The organism is Streptomyces sp. NPDC102462, from assembly GCF_044765425.1.
In the GTDB taxonomy this organism is placed as follows: domain Bacteria; phylum Actinomycetota; class Actinomycetes; order Streptomycetales; family Streptomycetaceae; genus Streptomyces.
Window position 1 is genome coordinate 1 of record NZ_JBIWKB010000076.1, and the last position, 21,305, is coordinate 21,305.

Below are 21,305 nucleotides of genomic sequence, written 5' to 3' on the forward strand. Positions count from 1 at the left end.
CTAGAGAAACGCCTCTCAGGCGCCCTCACCCATGTCCGCGCAGGTCAGACCCCAGATTCGTGACTCTAGGACGCTGAATTACGCGGAACGCAGGTCGGCGAGTGCTGCCAAAAGCGGCTGTCCGCCTTGACCGTGACCTACGTGCACTCGGTGCTCAAGTCGGCACTGGAACACGCCGTCCGCGAAGACGAGCTGCCCCGCAACGTCGCCCGCAACGTCAAGACCACCACGCACCAGCCCAGGCGCTTCCGTCCGCTCACCGCGACCGAGGCCCGCCAGTTCCTCGACGCGGCCCGCGCCGACCGGCTCCACGTGCTGTACGAACTCGCCCTGCGCACCGGACTCCGCAAAGGCGAACTCCTCGGCCTCCACTGGGAAGACCTCGACCTCACCACCGGAACAGCCAGCATCCGCCGCTCGCTCCAACGCACCCGCACCGGCGGCCTCACACATCTGCCCACCAAGACCCGGGCGTCCGAGCGCCGTATCGCGCTCCCGACCGAATGCATCCACTCCCTCAAGAAGCACCAGGAACGGCAGGACAAGGAGCGCGAGACCGCAGGGTCAGCCTGGAGAGACAATGGCCTCGTCTTCACCACACCCACAGGACGGCCTCTCGACCCGGCCAACCTCACCCGCCGCTTCCGCAGCCTCCTCGGACGGGCCGGACTCCGTCGCATCCGCTTCCACGACCTTCGGCACTCGACTGCGACCCTACTCCTGGAACAGGGGGTCGACCTCGTCGTGATCAAGGAACTCCTCGGCCACGCCCACATCGGCGTCACCGCCGGCGTCTACGCCCACGTTCGACTCCGCCTCCAACGCCAAGCCATCGACACTCTGGGCAGCATGTTGGCCGAGGGCGAGGACCCCGAAGAGCCGCCGCCCTCGGCAGGCATCGTCCGCTGACGTTGCCGTCAGCGTTGCCGTCAAACGACCATGGGTGGGTCCCCCGGCCTCCGAGCCGGGGGACCCACCCATTCCTCTGCCAACGCGACTTGTTCGAATCTGGCTACTGCAGGAGCATCCGCATTCGCCGCGCGATATCAGCCGCCTTCAGTCGAACCTGGTCATCGTTCAGCAGGTCAGGCATACCGATACCAGCCGAGTCGTAGTCGTGCGCGACATAGAAGAGATCTGTTGCCGCCTCATACTGCTCGGCTGTCGGATACGGGCCGCCATACCCCTTGTACAGGGGAAGGCAGACAAGGGAGAACTCTGAGGGAGAGATTCGCCCTTCGGATACAGCCTCCGCAAGCACCAAGAAGGGTTCCAACGTCGCCATTTACAGCTTCCCTTGCATGGTCAGGTACCAGAACTGGTCTGAAGTCACATCCGATTTCCAGGCTCCCAGCATCTCGCCCGACTCAATGTCCACCGAGACGTGACGACCGGTATTGAGATCCACATAGTGCCGGGCAGGGGTCCCGCGATACGTTCCCGCGATCTGAACGTTCCCTGGATCCTTAACGAAGCCTTCCAAGGCGTTCACGAATGCCTGCTTGCTCGCCTTGCTCTCCTTCGCAGTGATCCCGAAGTCGGCAGCATGTTTGAAATGATGAGGCACCCTGTTCGAATCGACCCACACGGATCCGCACCCCGGACCTGAGTTATGAACCAGGACCGGCGTCGAGCCCGCCAGCACATAGTACGTGTGCTAAGCGACCCCTCCCCACCTGCGTTTTCGCAGGTCATCGGCGGTTTCGCGCTCCGCTGGCGTCCCGGGCTGTGCCCTGGTGTTCGTGGTTGTTGCCGTCAGCGCTGCCGTCAGAGATATAGACCGCTGGTCGGGCTTACGGCAGGAGTGTCAGCGCGGGAACGTGGGCGGGCTTGACGACGCTGAAGTGCCGCCGGTCGAGGGTGGCTACCCGGTCCACGCCGAAGCGCTCGGCCACCGCGATGACCGAGGCGTCGACCCCGCCGAGCGGGAAGTCGGCGTACTGGAGGACCAGCTCGCCCATGCGCGTCAGGTCGGTGGGAGTGAGGTGCACCAGCTCGAATGTTCCCCGTGCGACCTCGGCGAGGAACGCCGCTTCGACCTGGGGCCAGCGCTCCAGCAACCAGCAGACCTCGGTCATGACCGGGCTGGGCAGCAGACGGCGGCCGGTCAGCGAGGTCAGCAGGGAGGCGCACTCCGGGTGACGCCGGTCGGCCGCGTTGAACGCCGCAGCCAGGGGTCCGGTGTCCAGGACCGTGGCGATCACGCCGAGTCGCCGAAGCGGTCGCGCATCCGCTCACGGATGTAGTCGTCGTGCCGTTCAGCCAGATCCTCTGGGCCGTTCACGCTGCCGATCAGTGCCAGCAGCCCGGCCGGGACCGACTCCTCGGCCTCGTTCGCGTCGACTGCCGGCAGCGACTGGGCAACCTGGGACAGTTCCTCATCCTGGGTGACGAGCAGGCGCAGGCGTCGCACCTGGGTCGGGGTGAGCCGGTCCACCAGGTGGTGCATGTCCTCGTAGTCGTATGCAGCGGTCACGCCAGCAGTGTAAGACGGCCCCGCGGCCTCGGACAGCGGTATCGGCAGAGGTTCACCCCCGCTGGCGTGCGGGTAGTCGCCCGAGGAATGCCAGGAACTTGCTCGGTGTCCCCGCGTGTGTCCTGTCTGGTACTTCCCCCGGCGGCCCGTTCGCTGGGGAGGGCGGTCCTCGGGCGTCGGGGCGATGCCGGTGTCCCCGCCAGTGCGGCAGGGCGGAGGCCGGGTGAAGAGGGGGGCGCCGAGAGGGTGGGCCGCTGGGGGTATCGCTCCCCGCTGGAGGCGATGCCGGCCGCCGCCCTCGGTGAGCCTGCGCGACGCGCCTGAAGGGTCGGCCCCCTGGTCGGCCCTGTGCCTGCGATCCGGCCGTAGGACGGTCGCAGGCGACAACTTGCTGTGCGACGCGCAAGGACTCCACGCCCGCAACTTGCTCCCAGCGGAACCTGGTTGAGCCCCGCTCACGCCCGGGACCGGCCGCCCGCCGGCACTCGGCACGAGCGTCGGCTGCTCGCCCGACGGTGGGGCGGTCGGCGATGTTCGGCCGGTTCAGACGGGCGGGGCCCGCCTTGAACCTCGTAGAGAAAATCTGGACGCAGGCCCTGACCTACCCGGAACGGGAGGTCAGCGACCGGGCTCGTCGTTGACCGCTTCCAGAACTGCGATGCGAGCGCGGAGCTCGGCGAGCTGCTCGACCGCCTCGGCCAGCGCCTGCTCCAGTGCCTCGACGCGGGCCGTCGTCCCGCCTGCGGGGGCGGTCACTTCCCGGTGATCGAGGTCATCCGCGTCGACCTGGTCGTGGTGAGCGACGAAGGCGCCCTTGCCCGGGCGCGATACCACCCAGCCGTCCTGCTTCAGCAGGACCATGGCCTTCTGCACGGTCAGGCTGGAGGCCCCGAACTCCCGCATCAACGCGTTCTGCGTCGGCAGCGCGTCGCCCGGCTTCAGCCCCCCGGAGTGGATCTGCTCCCGCAGGGTCTCGGCGATGACCTCGAACGTCAACTGCACCCCGCCACCCGCCGGCCTGCGCCCGCGCCGCGTCGTCATTACGCCCGCCACCTCGTCGCCTTCCGTGCCCACTATCAGCTAATTCCGGCCCGTCCAAACCGGGAAGCCGACCACACACTACCCGCGTCCCGCCGCCCACAGAAAGGAATGAGGAGGGATGCACTTGAATGCGCCAGTGGGGTGATGTTAACGTCACGCACCCGCCGGTGATCACCACCGCGCCCACGCCGCCCAGACCCCGCCGGTCCCGGCGTCCGCGCCCACCCACAAGGCGCCCGTTCCCCTGTGAGCCGAACGCTTCGGCCTACCCACGCACCCCGCGCCGCCCCTCTCACCTTCCGCCTTCCGCCGAAAGGCCATCGACCCATGCCCGCACAGCTCCAACTCCCGCCCCCAGCAAGCACGCTGTCTGCCGCCTGGAGGCTCGCCGCACCAACCGCGCCGCCCACCCCGACACACGGCACCACGGACGCGTCCGCCGGTCAACATTCGGCGCTGGAGCGCCGCGCCAGGCTCACCGCCAGGCTGGCGAAGCTCGCCGCCACCGGCCACCTCGCACCCCTCGCACGGCAGATCAGCACCCTCGGCGGCTGCGCGCACCCGATCCGCCTCACCGGACACCGCACCCGTCTGGACAGCATGACCGGCGAGATCCTCAACCACCTCGACTCCGCCAACTCCCGGCAGGCGAACTGTTGCTCCGCTGCGGCAACCGCCGCGCCACCCGCTGCCCCGCCTGCTCCACCGTCTACCGCTACGACACCTACCAACTCATCGCCGCAGGCCTTCGCGGCGGCAAGACCGTCCCCACCAGCGTGGCCGCCCACCCCCGCGTCTTCGCCACCCTCACCGCCCCCGGCTTCGGCCCCGTCCACAACCAGCCCGACATCGGCCGCTGCCACTGCGGCCAGGTCCACTCCGACGATGACCGACTGCTGGGTACCCCGCTCGACCCCGAACGGTACGACTACAGGGGCGCGGTGCTGTGGAACGCGCACGCCCCGGCGCTGTGGGCGCGCTTCACCACCCACCTGCGTCGGGAGATCGCCAAGGCGGCGGGGCTGACTCAGCGGGCCCTGCGCGATCACGCCACTCTCTCGTACGCGAAGGTCGCCGAGTACCAGAAACGCGGCCAGGTCCACTTCCACGCCGTCATCCGCCTCGACGGACCCACCGGCCCCACCAGCACCCCGCCCGCCTGGGCCACCGTCCAGCTCCTCGACCACGCCGTCCGCGCCGCCGCCACACGCACCCGCGTCCACGACGAGGGCGAACCGCCGAAGCAACCCCAGCCCGCCGGGGACCTCCCCGCCTCGCCGCCCCAAGACTCAGATAGGGCAGGGCGGTTGGTGTTCCGGTTCGGGCGGCAGATCGACGTCCGCCCGATCCGCGGCACCGACTTCACCGGCGGCGGCCCGGTCACCGACCGGCACGTCGCCGCCTACATCGCCAAGTACGCCACCAAGGACGCCGAGACCACCACCGGCACCCTCGACCACCGCCTCCGCCTCCTCGCCGAACTCGCCACCCACGACGTCACCGACCACGCCCGCCGCATGATCCACACCGCCTGGCACCTCGCCACCAACCGCCAGCACGCCCACCTCCGCCTACGGCAATGGGCCCACATGCTCGGCTTCCGAGGCCACTTCTCCACCCGCACCCGCCACTACTCCACCACCCTCGCCCACCTCCGAGCCGAACGCACCACCTGGCGAGTCGGCCGACCCGGCACCCAGACCCCAGCAGCAGCGTCGGCTGAGCCGCAGGCCAGCCAGACGGACGGCAGTCCGGTCGGTGACCGCGCCGGACACCCCACTGACCTGACCTCCGGTCACCGCAACATCGCCGGTCATCGCGTGGACTCGGACACGACGCTGGTCATCTCCCACTGGCAGTACGCCGGAACCGGCCTCCTACCCGAACTCGAACACCTCGCCGGCCTCCTGGCCGCGACACGACAAACCCAACCCAACCAACCGACCCGAACCCGACGCTCGAAGCGCTCCGGTGACCGCGCCGGTCACCCGGTCGGTCACTCCACTGATCGGCTGACCAGTGCTGTCCGGACGGGGGCCGTCGCGTGACCGCCGACACCGAACTCCTCACCGTCCCCCAGGTCATGGAACGCCTCCAACTCGGCCGCACCGCCGTCTACTACCTCATCCGCACCCGGCAACTCGCCTCCATCACCCTCGGCCGCGCCCGCCGCATCCCCGCACACGCCCTCACCGACTTCATTTACACCCGCCTCGACCAGGAAGCCGCCTGATGACCACACCCCGCGACACCCCAGCCTCCCGCCGTGTGCGCGCCAACGGCGACGGAACCGTCTACCAGCGTAAGGACCGCCGCTGGGAAGCCGCCGGATACGTCCTCGCACCCGGCAACACCCGTCGCCGAGTCCGCGTCTACGGCAGCTCGCGCACGGAGGCACTAGCCAAACTGACCGAGAAGATCGCTGCCAGCAACCGCGGCCTCCCCATCCCCTCCGCGCAGGGCAGCCTGGCCGCGTACCTGACGTACTGGCTGCAGAACGTCGCCGTCCACTACCTCCGCGAGAACACCCACACCCGCTACACCGCCGTCGCCCGGCTCTACCTCATCCCCGGCCTTGGACGGAAGAAGCTCGCCAAGCTGACCGCCAAGGACGTCCGCACCTGGCTCAACCAGCTCCGCACCACCTGCCAGTGCTGCACCCGCGGCCTCGATACGGTCCGCGATCAGCCCCTCTGCTGCGCCGCCGGAAAATGCTGCTCCAAGCGGCTCTCGCCCCTGACCCTGAACTACGTGCACTCCGTCCTCAAGTCCGCCCTGGAGCACGCCGTCCGCGAGGAGGAGATCCCGCGCAACGTCGCCCGCAACGTCCGCACCGGCACACCACGGCCCCGCCGCTTCGAACCCCTCACCACCGAGGAAGCACGCCAGTTCCTTGCCGCCGCCCGAGGGCACCGGCTCGCCGCGCTGTTCGAACTCGCTCTTCACACCGGGCTCCGCAAGGGCGAACTCCTCGGCCTGCGCCGGGAAGACCTCGACCTCACCGGTGGCACCGCCAGCATCCGACGCACCCTCCAGCGCACCAACAGCACCGGCCTGACCACCCTCCCGACCAAGACCCAGAGCTCCGAACGGCGCATCGCCCTGCCCACGCCATGCCTGCGCTCCCTCGAACAGCACCTCAAGCGCCAGCGTCAGGAACGCGAAGCGGCGGGCGCGGGCTGGAAGGACAGCGGCTACGTCTTCACCCGACCCGACGGAGCCCCGATTGAGGGAGCCACCCTCACCCGGCACTTCAACACCCTGCTCCGCCGGGCCAGGCTCCGCCGCATCCGGTTCCATGATCTTCGACACTCGGCGGCCACCCTCCTATTGGAACAGGGTGTCGAACTCGTCGTCATCAAGGAACTCCTCGGCCACGCTCACATCGGCGTCACCGCCACCGTTTACGCCCACGTCCGGCTCCGCCTCCAACGCGATGCCATCGATCTCCTCGGGCGCGCCCTCCGCAGCCCCACCGAGATCACCAGCGAGCCCGACGACGGCGACCAACCACCTCTTTCCGCCGCGCCCGTCCGTTGACGTTGCCGTCAACTACTGCCGTCAAGAGCCCCAGAGGCCCCGCCGGATTCAAGAATTCCCGGCGGGGCCTCTGGCTTGGTCAAACTGACAGTTCCCGCTGCGCCCCGACATACGAATTAGCCGGGGCAAGCTCGGACATCTTCCTAAAGAAGATCATCCCAGCCGCTTTGACAGCCTTCAGGAAATCCACAGATGAAGCATTTCCAGTCCTAATGACTTCGCCAATCTTGGCGGTCACCAAGACGCGAGACCCTGTAGCCTGAAAAGAAAGTTTGATCGGTTGATCCGGGAAATATGTCTCCGCGTAACCCGACGACTGCATTTTCGTCGCCATCTCGGCGATATAACACCAGAGCTGGTCAACGTAGTCCCACTCTTCAGTGCCGATGATTTCCAGTCCATCAACGGACAGTCGAATGGCGCCTTCAATGTAGTCAAGGTCGGGCGGCGGGGTACGACAGGCTTCCACCTGCACGAACCCATCGTCCGCTACCTTCAGGAACGTCTCGATCTCAACCACGCCACAGGCCCTTCGGTTATGGTGATTCCGGATAGAACTGGCCCACTCGGCCTCTATTCATGCCGAGTATGTAATCGACGCCGTTGGCGTTCCCACGAATCTGATACATACCTTGACTGCCTCGCTGAATCAGCGTTTCGCGGTTCTGTTGCATGACTTGCCCGATAGCACCTTGGACGTCATCAATACTCATGCTCGAATCGAAGAAGGACTGCGTCGACTTCACCGAGCCATCCCAATAATTCGGGTGATGACGAGTGAGAATGTGCTCCATTCCCTTCTTGTCGAGCAGGAAGGTCTGATTTCCGAACTGGAATCGCTGACTGCTCCAGTCCCGGAGAGCGGGGAGGCATCCTGCACTGTTATGCACCAGGACCGGCGTCTGCCCAGCAAGTACATAGTACGTGTGGACGTCCTCGATGGTCAGGTCATGAGTGATCTGCGGCTTGGTGAAGTGGCGCACGGTCGCGACCTCCACCTGGCGTCCGTCACTGGTGCGCAGTGTCATGCCCGGCCGTAGGTCGCCAGCGTCCAGCCAACGTCGCTCCGACGGGGACCAGAACGGGTGCGTGGTCGTAGCGATCAGTGGCTTGTGGACGTCGCCACTCTTTTTGTCCTTTATTGTGAGAGCGATGAAGTCTTTGTCGTCCTTGGTGAGGATGGTTCTGACGACCTCATGAGTGGCCGTCTTTCCGGTATCCGGGTCCGTGGCCAAGACCACATCATCGACTGTCACGTCCTCGATGTTCTTATGCGTCCCGTCCGCGAGGAGAACCTGAGTCCCATCGGCAAAACTATGTGTGCATCCCGCTCCCTGCCGAATCTTGTTCAGCGCCGTAGCTGCTTCGCCGGCGAGCAGGATAGGCACAAGTTCTGCTGCTTCTTTCATCGCTTTGTAGGCGCCGGCATCCACGCCGCACTCATGGCTGTGCGTGACGCAATAGGTCGCCGCGATTTCCTTTGCCTTGGCGAAGCTGCCGCCGTTTGCGACGTAGGAAAACGCCTTACGGCATGCAGTACGCCCGAAGCACGCCATCGCTGTCCGGTCACCGTCGCCGACCTGGGCGTCCCAGTAGCCGCCGTACTGGGTGGTGCCACCCATGTCGAACCAGACGATACGAAATCGGTCTTCGTTCCAGCCGTTTTCAGGGCGCGGCAGATAGGACATCAACTCTGACTTGGTCGTGGTGGTTCGACCGGTACTGCTGACGCTGTTCTTGCTGCAGGTGTAGTAGCAGCCGCTGGGTCCGGTGCCGCCGCGGGGAACTCCGACGTTGCTGCCGTGGTTTCCGGAACGGGGGTGGGGTTCGCTGTGGCCGGTGCCGTCGTCGATCCACGTGCCTGCTGGGTCACTGAGGGTGACGGGGTTGTTGTCGGCGTAGGCGTAGCCATTGATGGACTGTGGGTCGGAGAGGTCCATGAGCGGGTCGACGCTGATGAACCGGCCTGTGGTGGGGTCGTATTCGCGTGCTCCGAGGTGGGTGAGGCCGGTGGTGGCGGTGTCGTCGGTGCCTCCGACGTAGCCCTTGGTGCCTGGCCAGGTGCCGGTGCTGTTGCCCCGGTTGCCGCCGAAGGGCAGGGTGCGGCGCTGAGAGAGTGCCAGGTCGGCGACGCCGATGGCGAGTTGGCCGGTGCCAAGGTGGTCGGCGACGGTGATGGTGATCTTGCCGTCGTCCGACTGAACGGCCTGGCTTCCGCTGCCGAGGTCGATGTAGCGGGTGGCCTTGGGTGTCGTTGCTCCCTTGGCCAGGACGAGTTCGGTGTTTCCGATGTAAAGGGTGGTCTCGTTCGGGCCGCGGGCGATGAGGCGGTTGCCGTCCGCGTCGTAGATGTATTCGGTGACCTCGTCGGGCTTGTTGGGCACGGGCTGGGCCACCTTGGCGAGTCTGCCTTCGGCGTCCCAGTCCAGGCCCTGGGTGTCGCCGGAGATTGTCCGGCCGGTGGTGTTGCCGGTGAGGTCGTAGGAGTAGGTGGTCTTGGCGGTACCCGTCGGGCCGCTCTGGCTGACTTCCGTCAGGGTGTGGGGCTGCGCGGTGCCGGGCGGCGGGTAGGTGTAGGTCCGCTGGACGTCCTTGCTGGTGTCACCGGCGATGTCATGGAGTGTTTCGGCCTTGCGGCCGCCGGTCTTGTCATAGGTGTAGGAGTGCCAGTACGGCGCGACGGTGCCCAGCGAACCGGCCCGTGGGGCTGTCTCGCAGCTGGTGTCGCCTTCGGTCCATGCCTCGGTCAGACGGCGCAGGTAGTCGTAGGTGAAGCACTGGTTGTCGGTTCCGGCGCGGGAGACGTCGGTGACGGACAGGACGTTGCCCGTCTGGTCATAGTCGTAGGTGTTCTGCCGGTCGACGCCCGCGACGCCGTAGCGGTCGACGCGGGAGGTGGCCAGGCGCTGGGTGCCCCATTCGTAGGTGTTGGTGACCCAGGCTTCCTTCGCTCCGCTCGCGGTGGAGTGGTAGCTGTACTGGAGCGGCTTGCCGGTCAGTGAGTAGCTGGTGACGTCTGTCTGGAAGCCGTCGCCGAGGAGGGTGATCGGGCGGAGGGTGTCGTCGTAGGTGTAGGCGTAGCCGCCGCCGGGCAGGGAGCCCGCCGCGGAGTAGGAGACACCGGCGACCAGGCCGGAGGGCTTGTAGCTGGTGCCGGCCTGGTAGGTGCCGGCCAGGCCCTTGTTCTCCGTGGTGTCCGGGATCGTGACGGAGGTGCGCTGGGGCCGGTAGAGCCGGTCGTACAGTGTGACCTTGCTCATATAGGCCGCGCCGTTCACGTAGCGGGTGGCGGAGGCCGGCTGTCCCTTGGCTCCGGAGACCGTGTCGTAGGTCCATGCGGCGCGCAGCAGGCCGGTGGCGTTCTTCTCGCGCAGTTCGGTCTGGCGTCCGAGTTGGTCGTAGGCGTGGTAAAGGACCGTGTCGCCGGGGTTTTTGGTGGTGGTTGTGGTGGTGGTGATGCGGCCGCGGTCGTCGTATCTGGTGTCGGTGGCTCCCGTGTCCGGGTCGACGGTTCTGGTCTGACGGCCGAGCAGGTCGTACTCGTAGGTCCACGCGTTGCCGGCCGGGTCGGTGACCTTCGTCATATGGCCGGCGAGGTCGTACTTGTAGCTGGTGGTGTCGTAGGCGGCGCTGGCGCTGCGGGTGTGGTGCTGGCGCAGTTCGGTGGTCTGCCCGCGCACGTCGGTGAGCGTAGTGGTGGCGGTGCCGCCCTGGGGTGGGATGACGGTGGTGCGGTCGCCGCCGTAGATGGTCTGGGTGATGCCCAGGACTGTGCCGCCGTCGCCGTTGCCGGCGATGTTCCTGGACTCGGTTTCCCGGCCCAGGCCGTCGTAGGTGTGCCAGGTCTGCGTCTCTACGCTCAGGGCCTTGGCGGGCGGGAACAGTACGCGGCTGGGCGCGTTGGCGGTGTAGTAGGTGGCGAAGGTTTTGGCGACCTGGCCGCGTTCGTCGTAGAACGTGTCGGCGATGAGGCTGCCGCCGTCCGGCCCGATGTCCTGGGTCTGGCGGGCGCGCAGCAGCCCGTCGTAGAGGGTGTAGGACGGGATCTGGCCGCCGTTGTTGTTCAGCGTCAGGGTGCGTACCGTGGCTGGTTTGCCGTCCTCGATGAAGTAGTCGAAGTCGTAGGTCGGGGCCTGGTCGGTCTTGCGGTCGGCGAGCCAGATCTTGTCGCTGCGTCCGAGCGCGTCATAGGTGTAGGCCGTGACCTTGCCGTTGGTGTCCTCCTCCGCTGTGGGCTGGCCGCGCAGGGGGTCGAGGGTGGATGTGGTGGTCTGGGCGGTGGTGGCGTCGGTGGCCTGGGCTGGTGGGGTCTTGGTGGTGACGGTGGTGGGGAAGCCGGTGGCCGGGGTGTAGGTCGTGGTGCTGGTCAGGCCGTCTGTGCGCGTACTGCGGACGGGTGTGCCGGCTTCGGTGGCGGTGACGTCGGCGGTCAGGTCGGTGACGGTCAGCGGCCTGCCGTAGGAGTCGTAGGTGGTGCCGGTCTCCAGGTAGGTGGCTGTGGTGCCATTGTGTTTGCTGAGGGTGGCGGTTGCGGTGGTGTCGCCCTTCGTGGGCGCGCTGTTGTAGGCGCCGCCGTCGTAGGCGGTGCGTACGTCCGACAGGACGTCCTTGGCCCGGTCCGGGGTGGTCGTGCAGTCTGCGCCCACTGTCTCCGTGCGGGAGGCGAGCGTGAGGATGTTGGCGCTGGTGTTGGTGGCGTAGGTGATGCGGGTGCAGGTGTTGTCGGCGACCCCGGTCTCGCCGTTGTCGGCGGTCTGGGTGAGTCGGCCGGCGACCGTGTCGTACTTCATGGACTTGGAGGCGATGCGCCAGTCGGTGCCCGCGCCGTTGTCCAGCGAGGTGAACGTCTGAGTGTTCGCGGTGCCGGTGAAGTTGGATGTCACCGTGCCCCAGGACCGCACCTTCTTGCCGGTCTCGTAGTGCCAGGGCCGGTTGACGGTCTTTGCCAGCACCTTGCCGCCGGGACCGGAGTAGGTCTCCGTCCGGTACTGGAAACCGGCCGCGGACTCGTGGTCGGCGATCGGGTCGCCTTCACCGGCCCCCAGCGTGACATTGACGGTTTTGGTGCCGCCCGAGGAGTCCTTGCGGTCGCCGTCCATACCGCGCAGGAAGTAGCTGTCCTGCTGGGTTTTCATGGCGGCGCTGCCGCCCTGGCCGCCGGTTTTGACCCGGACGTGGCCGTAGCCGCGCCACTGCGACCAGGTCTTGTTCTTCTCCTTGGTCAGGCCGTCGTCATCGTCGTAGTGCCAGGCCCCGCCGTCGAGATACTCGTAGGCGGTGACGGCGTCCGGGGCACCGCCGGTGCGGTCGGTGGCGGTGACGGAGGTGACGACGTACTTGTTGAACCAGTGCCGCTCGGGATCTTCGGTGTCCGTGCCGCCCAGCATCTGCGGGAAGCAGCGGGTGGTGTTGGTTTCGGGTGTCGGCAGGCTGTCCGCCTTGCAGGCCGGCTCCGAATAGTTGACGTCGGTCTCGCCGCCGTACTCGTCGCTGATCGTGGACAGTCGTGCCTTGACGAAGGGTGCGTAGCCGTCGCCGGTCTTGTCCAGGCGGTTCTCCAGCTGGGTGTAGGCGAACGTAGTCGGCGGCGGAGTGATCGGGGTGGCGGCGGTGTGGCCGGTGTGCTGCACGGAATCGAGGAGCAGCTGGTAGTCGACGTCCGCCTGGCCCCAGCGGTGGGTCAGCTTCCAGGAGTCGACCGGGCTGTAGGCACCTGCGTTGAGGACCTGGGTGGAGATGCCCGTGAGGCGCTTACGCGTCCAGAACGTCGGCGAGTAGCTCGCGTCACAGTCCGTGTCCGCATCGCAGTTCATGTCCCACGGCGTGTCGTACCAGTAGAACGCGTCCTTGGAGATGGACGAGCAGTCCGTCGCGCTGTCGGGCAGGCACCGCTCGGAACTGGTGAAGTCGACCTTGGCCAGCGGCTTGGCGCTGTAGACCTGGTCCCATCGCACGCCGTACTCGATACGGTCGAGGTAACCGCCGCGCGTGTAGCGGGTGTCGTCTGTCTTCTTGAGGTTACGGCCGTAGGAGTTGTCTTCCTTGTCGTAGTAGTAGGCGATGGCGTCGCCGTGCGTGTCGATGACGTAGTCGAGGTTCCACCGCCACGCCTGCCGGCACCAGGAATCGGCGAAGGTCGCGGCATGGCAGGGCTCGCCGGTGTCGTCGCCGTAGACGGGGACGGTCCAGGTGGAGTCGGTGGTTTCCTTGCCCGCCGCCCAGCCTTCCAGCCGGTTGTAGCCGAAGTAGTAGCGGGTGCCGTCCGCGGTCGTGACACGCCAGTACTCATTGTCATCGTCGCCGTTGCCGCGGGCCGTCTCCGTCAGCCGCGCGACGCGCGTGCCGTCATCGTCCTTCAGCCGCCACTCGTCATCGCCGACCGGGACGAGTTCGCCGCTCTTGCCGTTGAACGAGATGTAGGCGTTGTCGTACCCCCAGCACAGATCGCCCGGTTTGCTGACACCGTTGTCCGCTTTCTGCCCGTCATCCGCGCACGGCTTGTAGCGGCGCTCGATGAAACCCGGCGAAAGGTCGAAGCCGTCACCGACCCACGAGGACTGGTTGTTGCTGTTGCCGGTGCGCCCGTCGATCCCTCCGGAGGAGTACGACAGCCCCACGCTCGGCGACAGGCCGCCCGGGACCGCCGGTACCGGAATGCCGTAGGACCAGCCGAAGGAACCGGAGTTCAGACTGGTGCTCCAGGTCGACGACGCCGACAGCGGAGTCGCCTTGTAGTCACCGGTCTTCCCCGAGTCGTCGGCAACCACGGCCAGCACCGTCGGGCTGCCGGGCTTGACGGACACAGCAGACGCGGTGAGTGTCTGTGCCTCGGTGTCGTTGTCCGAAGCCACGGGTGCAGTGGTGCGGCAGGTGTCCTTGGCAGGTGAGGTCAGTACGCAGGCGGGCAGCTCGACCAAGGTGAGGCGGGAGGCGTAGGAGCCACCGAATGCCTGCGCGAAGGACGAGTAGTCGACGGTGGCCCCTACCGTGCCCGCCGCGTCCTGGTCCTGGGCCTCAAGAGTGACCAGCAGCCCGTCGATGCCTGCCTTCCGGGACGCGTCCTGGCCCAGCACACGGGCCTCGACGTGACCGCCGGTGGCGGACTTCACCCGCTTCGCGGGGGTGGTCAGCTCCAGTGGCAGCCCCTTGGCCTTCACCGGATCACCCGCCCTGGCCTGCTGCTCCTTCAACGCCACCACGGCGGAGCCGGTCGCAGGCCACGCTGCCTTCGGCGCCTCGTGTGGCGTACGCGGGCCTTTCATGACCTTGCGGGGCTTGGCCTTGATGGCAGCGCCGGCAGTGACCGGCTTGTCCGGGTCCGTTACCGCCGGGCGGCCCCTGCCCGCCGCATCAGCGACGGGCGCGGAGGCCACCGCCTGCAACAGTGTGGCGATCAGGACTGCCGAGACGCCCAGCGCGACTCTTCGCCGCTGGACGGCAGCGCGGCGTGCTCGCGATATGCCGTACATGCTGGATCCGATCCTCATCAACAGGCGCTCACCCAGGGGTGGACGCGGGACATAAGACGGGGAGAAGGAAGGGGGCTGCGCCGGGTTCCGGGCCGGGCACACCCCTGTGGTTTTCGGTCAGCCGCCGGGGACTTCGGTGGGCACGTCGAACCAGTTGGTGGCCAACTCGGCGATCTGGGCCTCGGTCAGTGCGCCCTGGAACGTCCATACGTCGTCCACCAGGCCGGGGAAGTAGCCGCCGGCGCTGCTGCCGGTGCCGCTGCGGCCGATCTGCAACGACGTGGCCTTGAACGACAGCACGTTCTCCGCCCAGGAAACCTGATCCGTGCAGGTGCCGCTGTCACTCGTGCCGTCGCCGTCGGCGTCCGTGCAGGCGACTTCGGCCAGGCTTCCGTTGACGTAGAGGCGGGCCTCCTTGGCGAAGCCGTCGTAGACCAGGGCCAGGTGGTTCCACTCGCGGGCGTCGTAGAACCCGCTGTTGTCGACCTGCACCACGGTGGCATCCGCCGTGTCCTTGTCCGCCACGGACAGTTGCCAGCGCCCAGGGCTGTTCTCCGGATCGGTGGCATCCGGAACGAACCGGACCGTGAAGGCGCTGCGTGCGCTGCCCTCCGCACCAGCCAGGGCCACCGCGCCATCGGGCATCGCCGCGGCCTGCGCCCAGGCCGTCAGCGTGAAGCTGCCCGAGGTGTCCACCGGCATGCTCTTCGCGGAGGCATAGCCGGTGATGCCGTCGAGTTCCATGGCACCGAAGTCGATGAATCCCGCGTCCGACTTCTTGGCGCCCCCGTTCAGAGTGAGGGCGTTGCCGGTGCCTGCGGTATCCGGGACAGTCACGGGAGCCGTACCGGCGGTCTCCTCGAACTTCCAGCGGCTGGTGACCAATGGGCGCTGTTGGAACATCTGCTGCACCTCGACCGCGGAAACCGGCCGGTCCAGCACCCGGACGTCGTCGACCGTGCCGGGGAAGAAGTACTGCGTCGCTCCGCCGATTTTCCCTGTACCGATGTACATCGACTCGGCCGCGTAAAAGGGGCTGGTCTGTGTGACCGAACCGGCCTTGACCCCGTTCACATACAGCGTGAGCGTGTCGCCCTCGGTGTCGTGCACGCCGACCAGGTGCGTCCACTCCCCGGCCCGCGCCTTCGTACCGGAGGCCGGGAGTGCGCGGACGATGCTCGCATCCGTTGTGTCCGCCGTGTACTGGGCGAATGTCCACTGCTGGGAGGCGGCGGAGTAGTACAGCTCCATCCCGGGCCGTTCCTTGCCGGCCTGCGTCACGACCACGCCGCTTTCAGCAGCCAGGCTGTCCAGTTTGGCCCAGGCGGAGACAGTGAAGCTCCGGAAGGTGTTGATGTGCGGGGCGCTGGTCCGGCCGATCTTCCCGTAGCCGGTCGCGCCGTCGAAGTGCGTGGCTTTCCCCGCCATACCCGGTACTCCTGTGGTGACGGCACCGTGGTATTCCGCCGGGAAGACTCCGCCGTAGCCGGCGATCTCGGTGGCGTCGGGTTCCTCGTCCAGGTGGAACACCGCGGTCGCGGGCGGCCCCGGGTCGCCGACGGTCTCCTTCCCGTACAACGCGCTGACCTCGTTGCCGGCGAGCGGTCGGCTGAAGATCTGCACTTCGTCGATGGCACCGGGGAGGAAGTTGCCCGGCGCCCCGCTGTAGGAGCCGGCGCCCAGCCTCAGACCACGGCGAGCGTTCCACGGGGTGGACCAGCTCTTCTCACCGACCAGTTGTCCGTCGACATACAGTCGCAGCAGGTCGAGCGTCGCATCGTAAGAGCCGGCCACATGCGTCCACTTGCCCACCGTGATCGGTGCGGGCGTAGCGGCCTTGGCCATGACCGAGGTGGCATCAGCGGAGTCCGCGGAATGCTGGTTGAACACCCAGCCATAGGACAGGGAGTAGTAGAGCTCGAAGCCCGCCATCACGTTGCCGGGCTGGGTGGCCACCACCGCCGAACGGGTGGGCTGCTGGTCGAACTTCACCCACGAGGACACGGTAAAGCCCTGGGTGGAATTGACCGGGGAGAGGTCGGTGTCGGCGTAGCCGTCCGTACCGTTGAACCGCACCGCCGTGCCCGTGACTCCCTCCACTCCGGATGTGGTGCCGCCCAGCAGTTTCAGTTTGCGCGGCGGAGTTGAGCCGGTCGCCTTGCTCGCGCCGGCGTCTTCGTCCAGCTGCCAGGTCGCACGGTCGGGCTGTCCGGCCTTCACCCGGTAGAAGTAAGTAAGGGTCTCACCGCCGTTACCCGCCGAGTCAAATGCCTTTGCTGTGAGGAAGTTGATGCCTGGCTTGGAAGGGAGCACTTTGGCGATCTGCGGAGCCCCGCCCGAAGTCTTGATCGTGTTATTCGGATTCGGATCGCCGTTGATGCCGTACCAGTACGTCGTCACATCCGAGTTCACCGCGTCGATGGTGAACGAACCGTACTGTCCGACCCCGTCATACCAGGGATCATCGGGATCCGCCGGGTCCGATTCCGGATACTCACCCGAGCTGACCCTCGGCGCCGCGGGCGCGTTCTTGTCATAGACGAAGTAACACGCCGTCGCGTCCCCCGCATACGACCACGGCGAGTACTGCGCCCCGTCATAAGCACGGGCATACCAGTAGACCGACTTGCCCGCCGGGATTGTCGACGGCAGGCTGATCTTGAAAGACGACCCTGACGCCTTGAACGATGTCCTCGCGGGGCTCCATGTACCGCCGTCCCACTTCGCCTGGAACTGCACCGCGACGCTGTCCCCGTCCGGGTCGGTGACATTGTTCGCATAGATCAGGCCGAGGCTCCGCACCCGGGCGGCCGACGACGGCTTCTTGCAAGTGCCGCCGTAGACCATCGTCAACTGCGACATCCTGATCTGAGCCGGCGGACGGTTGTACTTCACCCGCAGGAACGCCTTGTCCGAAAACCGCTTCCACGCATCGGCATCTTCCTCGTTGGCCGCCCTCAGGCCGAACGTCATCGTGGAGTCCTTGCTGTTCGCAGCCGCCTGCACCGCGGACTTGACATTGAACTCGGCGTCCTTGGCCGCACAGCCCGAATATCCGTACGCGAACGACTCCGACGCCAGCTGTTTGATCCAGAAGCCGGCTGCCTTCTGGCTGTTCCACGTAGTCGACGAGGAGATGTCCTTCGTCTGCCACAGCTCCACCGTCCGCGCATCACAGGACGCCGACCAGGTGTTACGCACCACGAACTCCGCCGACAGGATCGACCGCCCCGCGAACGCGGACACCGGAATGCGGTAGAAAAGGCGCTTGGTGTCGTTCGGCTTGCAGTACGACCAGTTGCAGTAACCCATCCCGGCATCGGAGTCCCCGTTGAACTTCCACTGCGGCGACGACGCCCAGTACTCCGACGCCATCGTCCACGCCGACGCCCGAGGCGAATACCACTGCGGGTCGATATAGACGGGATAAGTCGTGTCCTCGCCCTTCAGCACACCGACATCCGGAGTCAGCACCACCTCCTTCTGCCCGGCAGACACCTCCACCTCCACCGGCGCCAGCTTGCCCGACTCCCCCGCACCCGGCTGCCCCGCCGCGTCTGCACCCGCCTGCAGTCCGGCCGGCTTACCAGGCGCCGCTGTCGACGACCGTGCCGTGCCCGCAGCCCCCGAACCCGGGCTGGAGTCCCACATCATCGGCTTCGGCGCCTCGAAAACCGCGCCCTGGGCCCCCGCGTCGAGCGCCTGCAGGCCACCGTCCGGAGTCTCTTCGACGGACAGGCCCTGCGCCGACAGCTTCAGCCGCAGCTCGGCCAGTTCAGGACTCGCCGCGGCTGCGGCCGTCTTCACCACCAGCAGCTGGGTGAAACCGTCCGCCTGGGCCGTCATCCGCAGATCCACGTCCGGAAGCACCGACCGATACGTCGCCACCGCCCCCGTAACCTCGGGCTCGGGCAGCGGCGTGGGCCACGACAGGCTCAGCTCCCGCCCCGCACGCCACATCCGCACCAACGGGGCCGCGCCGCCGCCGGAGAACTCCACCCCCATCGTCGACACCTTGGGAGCGACCCTGCCCGACCCGGACACCACCAGGTCAGCGTCGATGCGCTGCCAGCCACCCGCCACGCGGGCCCAGACCGGACGCAAATACTCACGCGCCTCCAGGTTGCCGTCCGGCATCGCGAAGACCTCACTGGCCTCACCGCGCAGCGCCGCGACCTCCACCGGCTCACCGGACTTCGCAGCCTTCGCCAGCGCATCAGCCTCCGACAGGCCACCTGCATCATCGGCCGGTGACGCGCTCCGCAGGCCCGGCGAGGCCGCCGCATCGGCCGACGCACTGGTGGCCAGCGCGGGCACTGACCCGACAGCCAGGACCAAACCCAGCAGGACCCCCATCGCCCTGGGTCCGCCCCTTAACCGGCTCCACATTCCCGCCACACCCTGCCCACAGAGGTCTCACAGCTGACTGCAGTAACCAACCCCGCACACCAACAGCAGGTCAACAGACAGGAAAGCTTCGATGACGTGACAAGTCCGGCTACGCTCTTGTGGTGATCGTTACGTTTACCGGCGGTTGCACGGACTTTGTTAATCATCAAGCAAAGAAGTGCGCCCAGTTGTCCCCCGGCCGTCACCTTCTACCGCCAGGCACCTTCCACCTTCCAAATGTGGTCATTGGGTTTGATCCGGGCAATCATGAAATCCGGGTGCTGACGGGAGAGATGGGGGTGGTTCATCCGCTCATGCCGCGGCATTCACCTTGGCGGTCAAGCCACGAATCGCGGGACTGCAGACGGGGCATTCGACAGGCGAGGGCCTCGACCGGGCCATACCGGGTGGTGTCGCACGTCGTCGTCCGATCGCCACGGGTACACGAACGGGGCCGACCCGGAATCGGGCCGGCCCCACGTGACCTGACGTTTTGCTAAATCATCGAATCCACGCCATCGCATGACCTATACGTTGAAGCGGAACTCCACCACGTCGCCGTCCTGCATCACGTAGTCCTTGCCCTCCATGCGGGCCTTGCCCTTCGCTCGGGCCTCCGGGACCGAGCCGGTTTCCACCAGGTCCATGAAGGAGATGACCTCGGCCTTGATGAAGCCCTTCTGGAAGTCGGTGTGGATCACACCGGCCGCCTCGGGGGCCGTGGCGCCCTTCTTGATGGTCCAGGCGCGGGCCTCCTTGGGGCCGGCCGTCAGGTACGTCTGCAGGCCGAGGGTGTCGAAGCCGACGCGGGCGAGGGTGGCCAGGCCGGGCTCGTCGGCCCCGACGGACTCCAGGAGTTCCAGCGCGTCCGCCTCGTCCAGCTCGGCGAGGTCCGCCTCCAGCTTGGCGTTGAGGAAGATCGCCTCGGCGGGGGCGACCAGGGCGCGCTGCTCGTTCTTGAAGCCGTCGTCGGTCAGCTCGTCCTCGTCGACGTTGAAGACGTAGAGGAACGGCTTGGTGGTGAGCAGGTGCAGGTCGTGCAGCAGCTCGGCGCGCTCGCTGCCCTGGACGATGCCCTGAGAGAAGAGCGTGTCGCCCTTCTCCAGGATCTCCTTGGCCTCCTCGACCGCCTTGACCTTGGGCGCGACGTCCTTCTTGATCCGCGACTCCTTCTGCAGGCGCGGCAGGACCTTCTCGATGGTCTGCAGGTCGGCGAGGATCAGCTCGGTGTTGATCGTCTCGATGTCGTCCTTGGGCGAGACCTTGCCGTCGACGTGGACCACGTTCTCGTCCTTGAAGGCGCGGATGACCTGGCAGATCGCGTCGGACTCCCGGATGTTCGCGAGGAACTTGTTGCCCAGGCCCTCGCCCTCGGAGGCGCCGCGGACGATGCCCGCGATGTCGACGAAGTCCACGGTCGCCGGGAGGATGCGCTGCGAGTTGAAGATCTCGGCCAGCTTCGTCAGGCGCGCGTCCGGGACGCCGACCACACCGACGTTCGGCTCGATCGTGGCGAACGGGTAGTTGGCCGCCAGCACGTCGTTCTTGGTCAGGGCGTTGAACAGGGTCGACTTGCCGACATTCGGCAGGCCGACGATTCCGATCGTGAGCGACACGTTGCGACTTCCCGTACGTGAGGAGGAGGGCCAGGGGGCCAGCAGACCGGCCGATCCCCCAGTTTACGGCGTGCCGGGCACCGCCCCGGCTGAAGCGTCGAACACCTGGATACGCTCCGCTCAACGGCGTGTCTGTAGGGCCATTCGGCACATAAGCCGACCTAAGTTGGACCAGTGGAGCAACCCAGGACGCGACCCCCGCAGCACGGACCGCGACGCGGCACGCCACCGGCACCCCTGCCGCCGCAGGCAAGGCGCCGTCCGGCGGGCGGGCAGGCGGCGGCCCAGCGGCCGGTGCGTCCGGGTACGGCACAGCCGCCGGCGCGCAGGACAGGGCCCCGGCTCACCGGGCTCGGCGGGGGTCTGTTCTGCGCGGCCCTGATGTTTCTGCTCGGCCTGATCGACCAGATGCTGTTCGGGGCGTCGCTCACCGTGTACGGGGTGCTGTTCCTGCCGGTGTGCGCGCTGACCGCGCTGTGGGTGCGCGGAAACGATCTGCTGACGGCCCCCGTCCTGGTGCCGATCGGGTTCGTGGTGGGGCTGCTGGCCGTCGCCGACGACGGCGGCGGGATGGCGGGCCGGCTGATGGGCCTGGTCACCGCGCTCGCCACCCAGGCCGGGTGGCTGTACGGGGGGACGCTCATCGCGGGCGTGACCGTGATCGTGCGGCGAATCCGACGGGTCAGACGCCGACGCCGACTCGGGCCCACCCGCCCCCCGGCACAAGCCTGACCGCCGCCACCGGCCCGGGCGACAAGCCTGGCCGGCCCCCAT

Annotated in this window: 12 protein-coding genes and 2 pseudogenes; 5 read left to right on the forward strand and 9 right to left on the reverse strand. The window is 67.2% G+C overall.

The window, feature by feature from the left end:
* Positions 1-93: 93 nt before the first annotated feature.
* Positions 94-909, forward strand: a pseudogene (locus ACIRFL_RS38635) (tyrosine-type recombinase/integrase); the annotation flags it as partial.
* A gap of 103 nt (positions 910-1,012) precedes the next feature.
* On the opposite strand, the gene ACIRFL_RS38640 reads toward ACIRFL_RS38635, so the two are convergent.
* The 5 genes from ACIRFL_RS38640 to ACIRFL_RS38660 all read right to left on the reverse strand — a co-directional run bounded on the left by ACIRFL_RS38640 (position 1,013) and on the right by ACIRFL_RS38660 (position 3,517).
* Positions 1,013-1,285 carry a hypothetical protein gene (locus tag ACIRFL_RS38640; protein WP_388247391.1) on the reverse strand — a complete coding sequence of 91 codons (273 nt, stop codon included), beginning with the start codon at positions 1,283-1,285 and terminating at the stop codon, positions 1,013-1,015.
* Entirely contained in the window at positions 1,286-1,588 is a 303-nt protein-coding gene (locus tag ACIRFL_RS38645) for a colicin D domain-containing protein (RefSeq protein ID WP_404038754.1), read from the reverse strand. It lies immediately after the preceding gene.
* Positions 1,589-1,793: 205 nt separating this feature from the next.
* A complete protein-coding gene (locus ACIRFL_RS38650; RefSeq protein WP_189897941.1) occupies positions 1,794-2,204 on the reverse strand; it encodes a type II toxin-antitoxin system VapC family toxin in 411 nt (136 codons plus the stop codon).
* Positions 2,201-2,476 carry a hypothetical protein gene (locus ACIRFL_RS38655; RefSeq protein ID WP_404038757.1) on the reverse strand — a complete coding sequence of 92 codons (276 nt, stop codon included), beginning with the start codon at positions 2,474-2,476 and terminating at the stop codon, positions 2,201-2,203. The genes ACIRFL_RS38650 and ACIRFL_RS38655 overlap by 4 nt, the downstream gene beginning before the upstream one ends.
* Positions 2,477-3,094: 618 nt before the next feature.
* Positions 3,095-3,517, reverse strand: a complete 423-nt coding sequence (locus tag ACIRFL_RS38660) for a winged helix-turn-helix domain-containing protein (RefSeq protein ID WP_404038760.1) — start codon at positions 3,515-3,517, stop codon at positions 3,095-3,097.
* Between the two features lie 327 nt (positions 3,518-3,844).
* On the opposite strand from ACIRFL_RS38660, the pseudogene ACIRFL_RS38665 reads away from it, so the two are divergent.
* The 3 genes and pseudogenes from ACIRFL_RS38665 (at position 3,845) to ACIRFL_RS38675 (ending at position 7,057) form a co-directional block, all read left to right on the forward strand.
* Positions 3,845-5,565, forward strand: a pseudogene (locus tag ACIRFL_RS38665) (replication initiator).
* Positions 5,562-5,750 carry a helix-turn-helix domain-containing protein gene (locus tag ACIRFL_RS38670; protein WP_404038762.1) on the forward strand — a complete coding sequence of 63 codons (189 nt, stop codon included), beginning with the start codon at positions 5,562-5,564 and terminating at the stop codon, positions 5,748-5,750. The pseudogene ACIRFL_RS38665 and the gene ACIRFL_RS38670 overlap by 4 nt, the downstream one beginning before the upstream one ends.
* Positions 5,750-7,057 (forward strand): tyrosine-type recombinase/integrase, encoded by a 1,308-nt coding sequence (locus tag ACIRFL_RS38675; protein WP_404038765.1) that lies wholly within the window; start codon positions 5,750-5,752, stop codon positions 7,055-7,057. The genes ACIRFL_RS38670 and ACIRFL_RS38675 overlap by 1 nt, the downstream gene beginning before the upstream one ends.
* Before the next feature lie 79 nt (positions 7,058-7,136).
* Here the strand turns inward: ACIRFL_RS38675 and ACIRFL_RS38680 are convergent, their stop codons facing one another.
* The 4 genes from ACIRFL_RS38680 to ychF all read right to left on the reverse strand — a co-directional run bounded on the left by ACIRFL_RS38680 (position 7,137) and on the right by ychF (position 20,531).
* Positions 7,137-7,577: a hypothetical protein gene (locus tag ACIRFL_RS38680; protein WP_404038768.1), complete on the reverse strand. Its 441-nt coding sequence runs from the start codon at positions 7,575-7,577 to the stop codon at positions 7,137-7,139.
* Positions 7,578-7,593: 16 nt separating this feature from the next.
* Positions 7,594-14,526, reverse strand: a complete 6,933-nt coding sequence (locus ACIRFL_RS38685) for a polymorphic toxin-type HINT domain-containing protein (protein ID WP_404038771.1) — start codon at positions 14,524-14,526, stop codon at positions 7,594-7,596.
* Between the two features lie 117 nt (positions 14,527-14,643).
* The gene (locus ACIRFL_RS38690; RefSeq protein WP_404038774.1) at positions 14,644-18,882 is read right to left on the reverse strand and encodes a LamG-like jellyroll fold domain-containing protein; all 4,239 of its coding nucleotides are present in this window, start codon (positions 18,880-18,882) and stop codon (positions 14,644-14,646) included.
* A gap of 560 nt (positions 18,883-19,442) precedes the next feature.
* Positions 19,443-20,531, reverse strand: a complete 1,089-nt coding sequence (ychF, locus tag ACIRFL_RS38695) for a redox-regulated ATPase YchF (protein ID WP_404038777.1) — start codon at positions 20,529-20,531, stop codon at positions 19,443-19,445.
* Between the two features lie 294 nt (positions 20,532-20,825).
* On the opposite strand from ychF, the gene ACIRFL_RS38700 reads away from it, so the two are divergent.
* Positions 20,826-21,263: a DUF6542 domain-containing protein gene (locus ACIRFL_RS38700; RefSeq protein ID WP_404038819.1), complete on the forward strand. Its 438-nt coding sequence runs from the start codon at positions 20,826-20,828 to the stop codon at positions 21,261-21,263.
* Positions 21,264-21,305 lie beyond the last annotated feature (42 nt).

What these genes read in the sequence shown, in the direction of transcription:
- ACIRFL_RS38640 (WP_388247391.1), bottom strand. Translation starts at nt 1,285, where the DNA reads ATGGCGACGTTGGAACCCTTCTTGGTGCTTGCGGAGGCTGTATCCGAA.
- ACIRFL_RS38685 (WP_404038771.1), bottom strand. Translation starts at nt 14,526, where the DNA reads ATGTACGGCATATCGCGAGCACGCCGCGCTGCCGTCCAGCGGCGAAGA.
- ACIRFL_RS38675 (WP_404038765.1), top strand. Translation starts at nt 5,750, where the DNA reads ATGACCACACCCCGCGACACCCCAGCCTCCCGCCGTGTGCGCGCCAAC.
- ACIRFL_RS38690 (WP_404038774.1), bottom strand. Translation starts at nt 18,882, where the DNA reads ATGGGGGTCCTGCTGGGTTTGGTCCTGGCTGTCGGGTCAGTGCCCGCG.
- ACIRFL_RS38660 (WP_404038760.1), bottom strand. Translation starts at nt 3,517, where the DNA reads ATGACGACGCGGCGCGGGCGCAGGCCGGCGGGTGGCGGGGTGCAGTTG.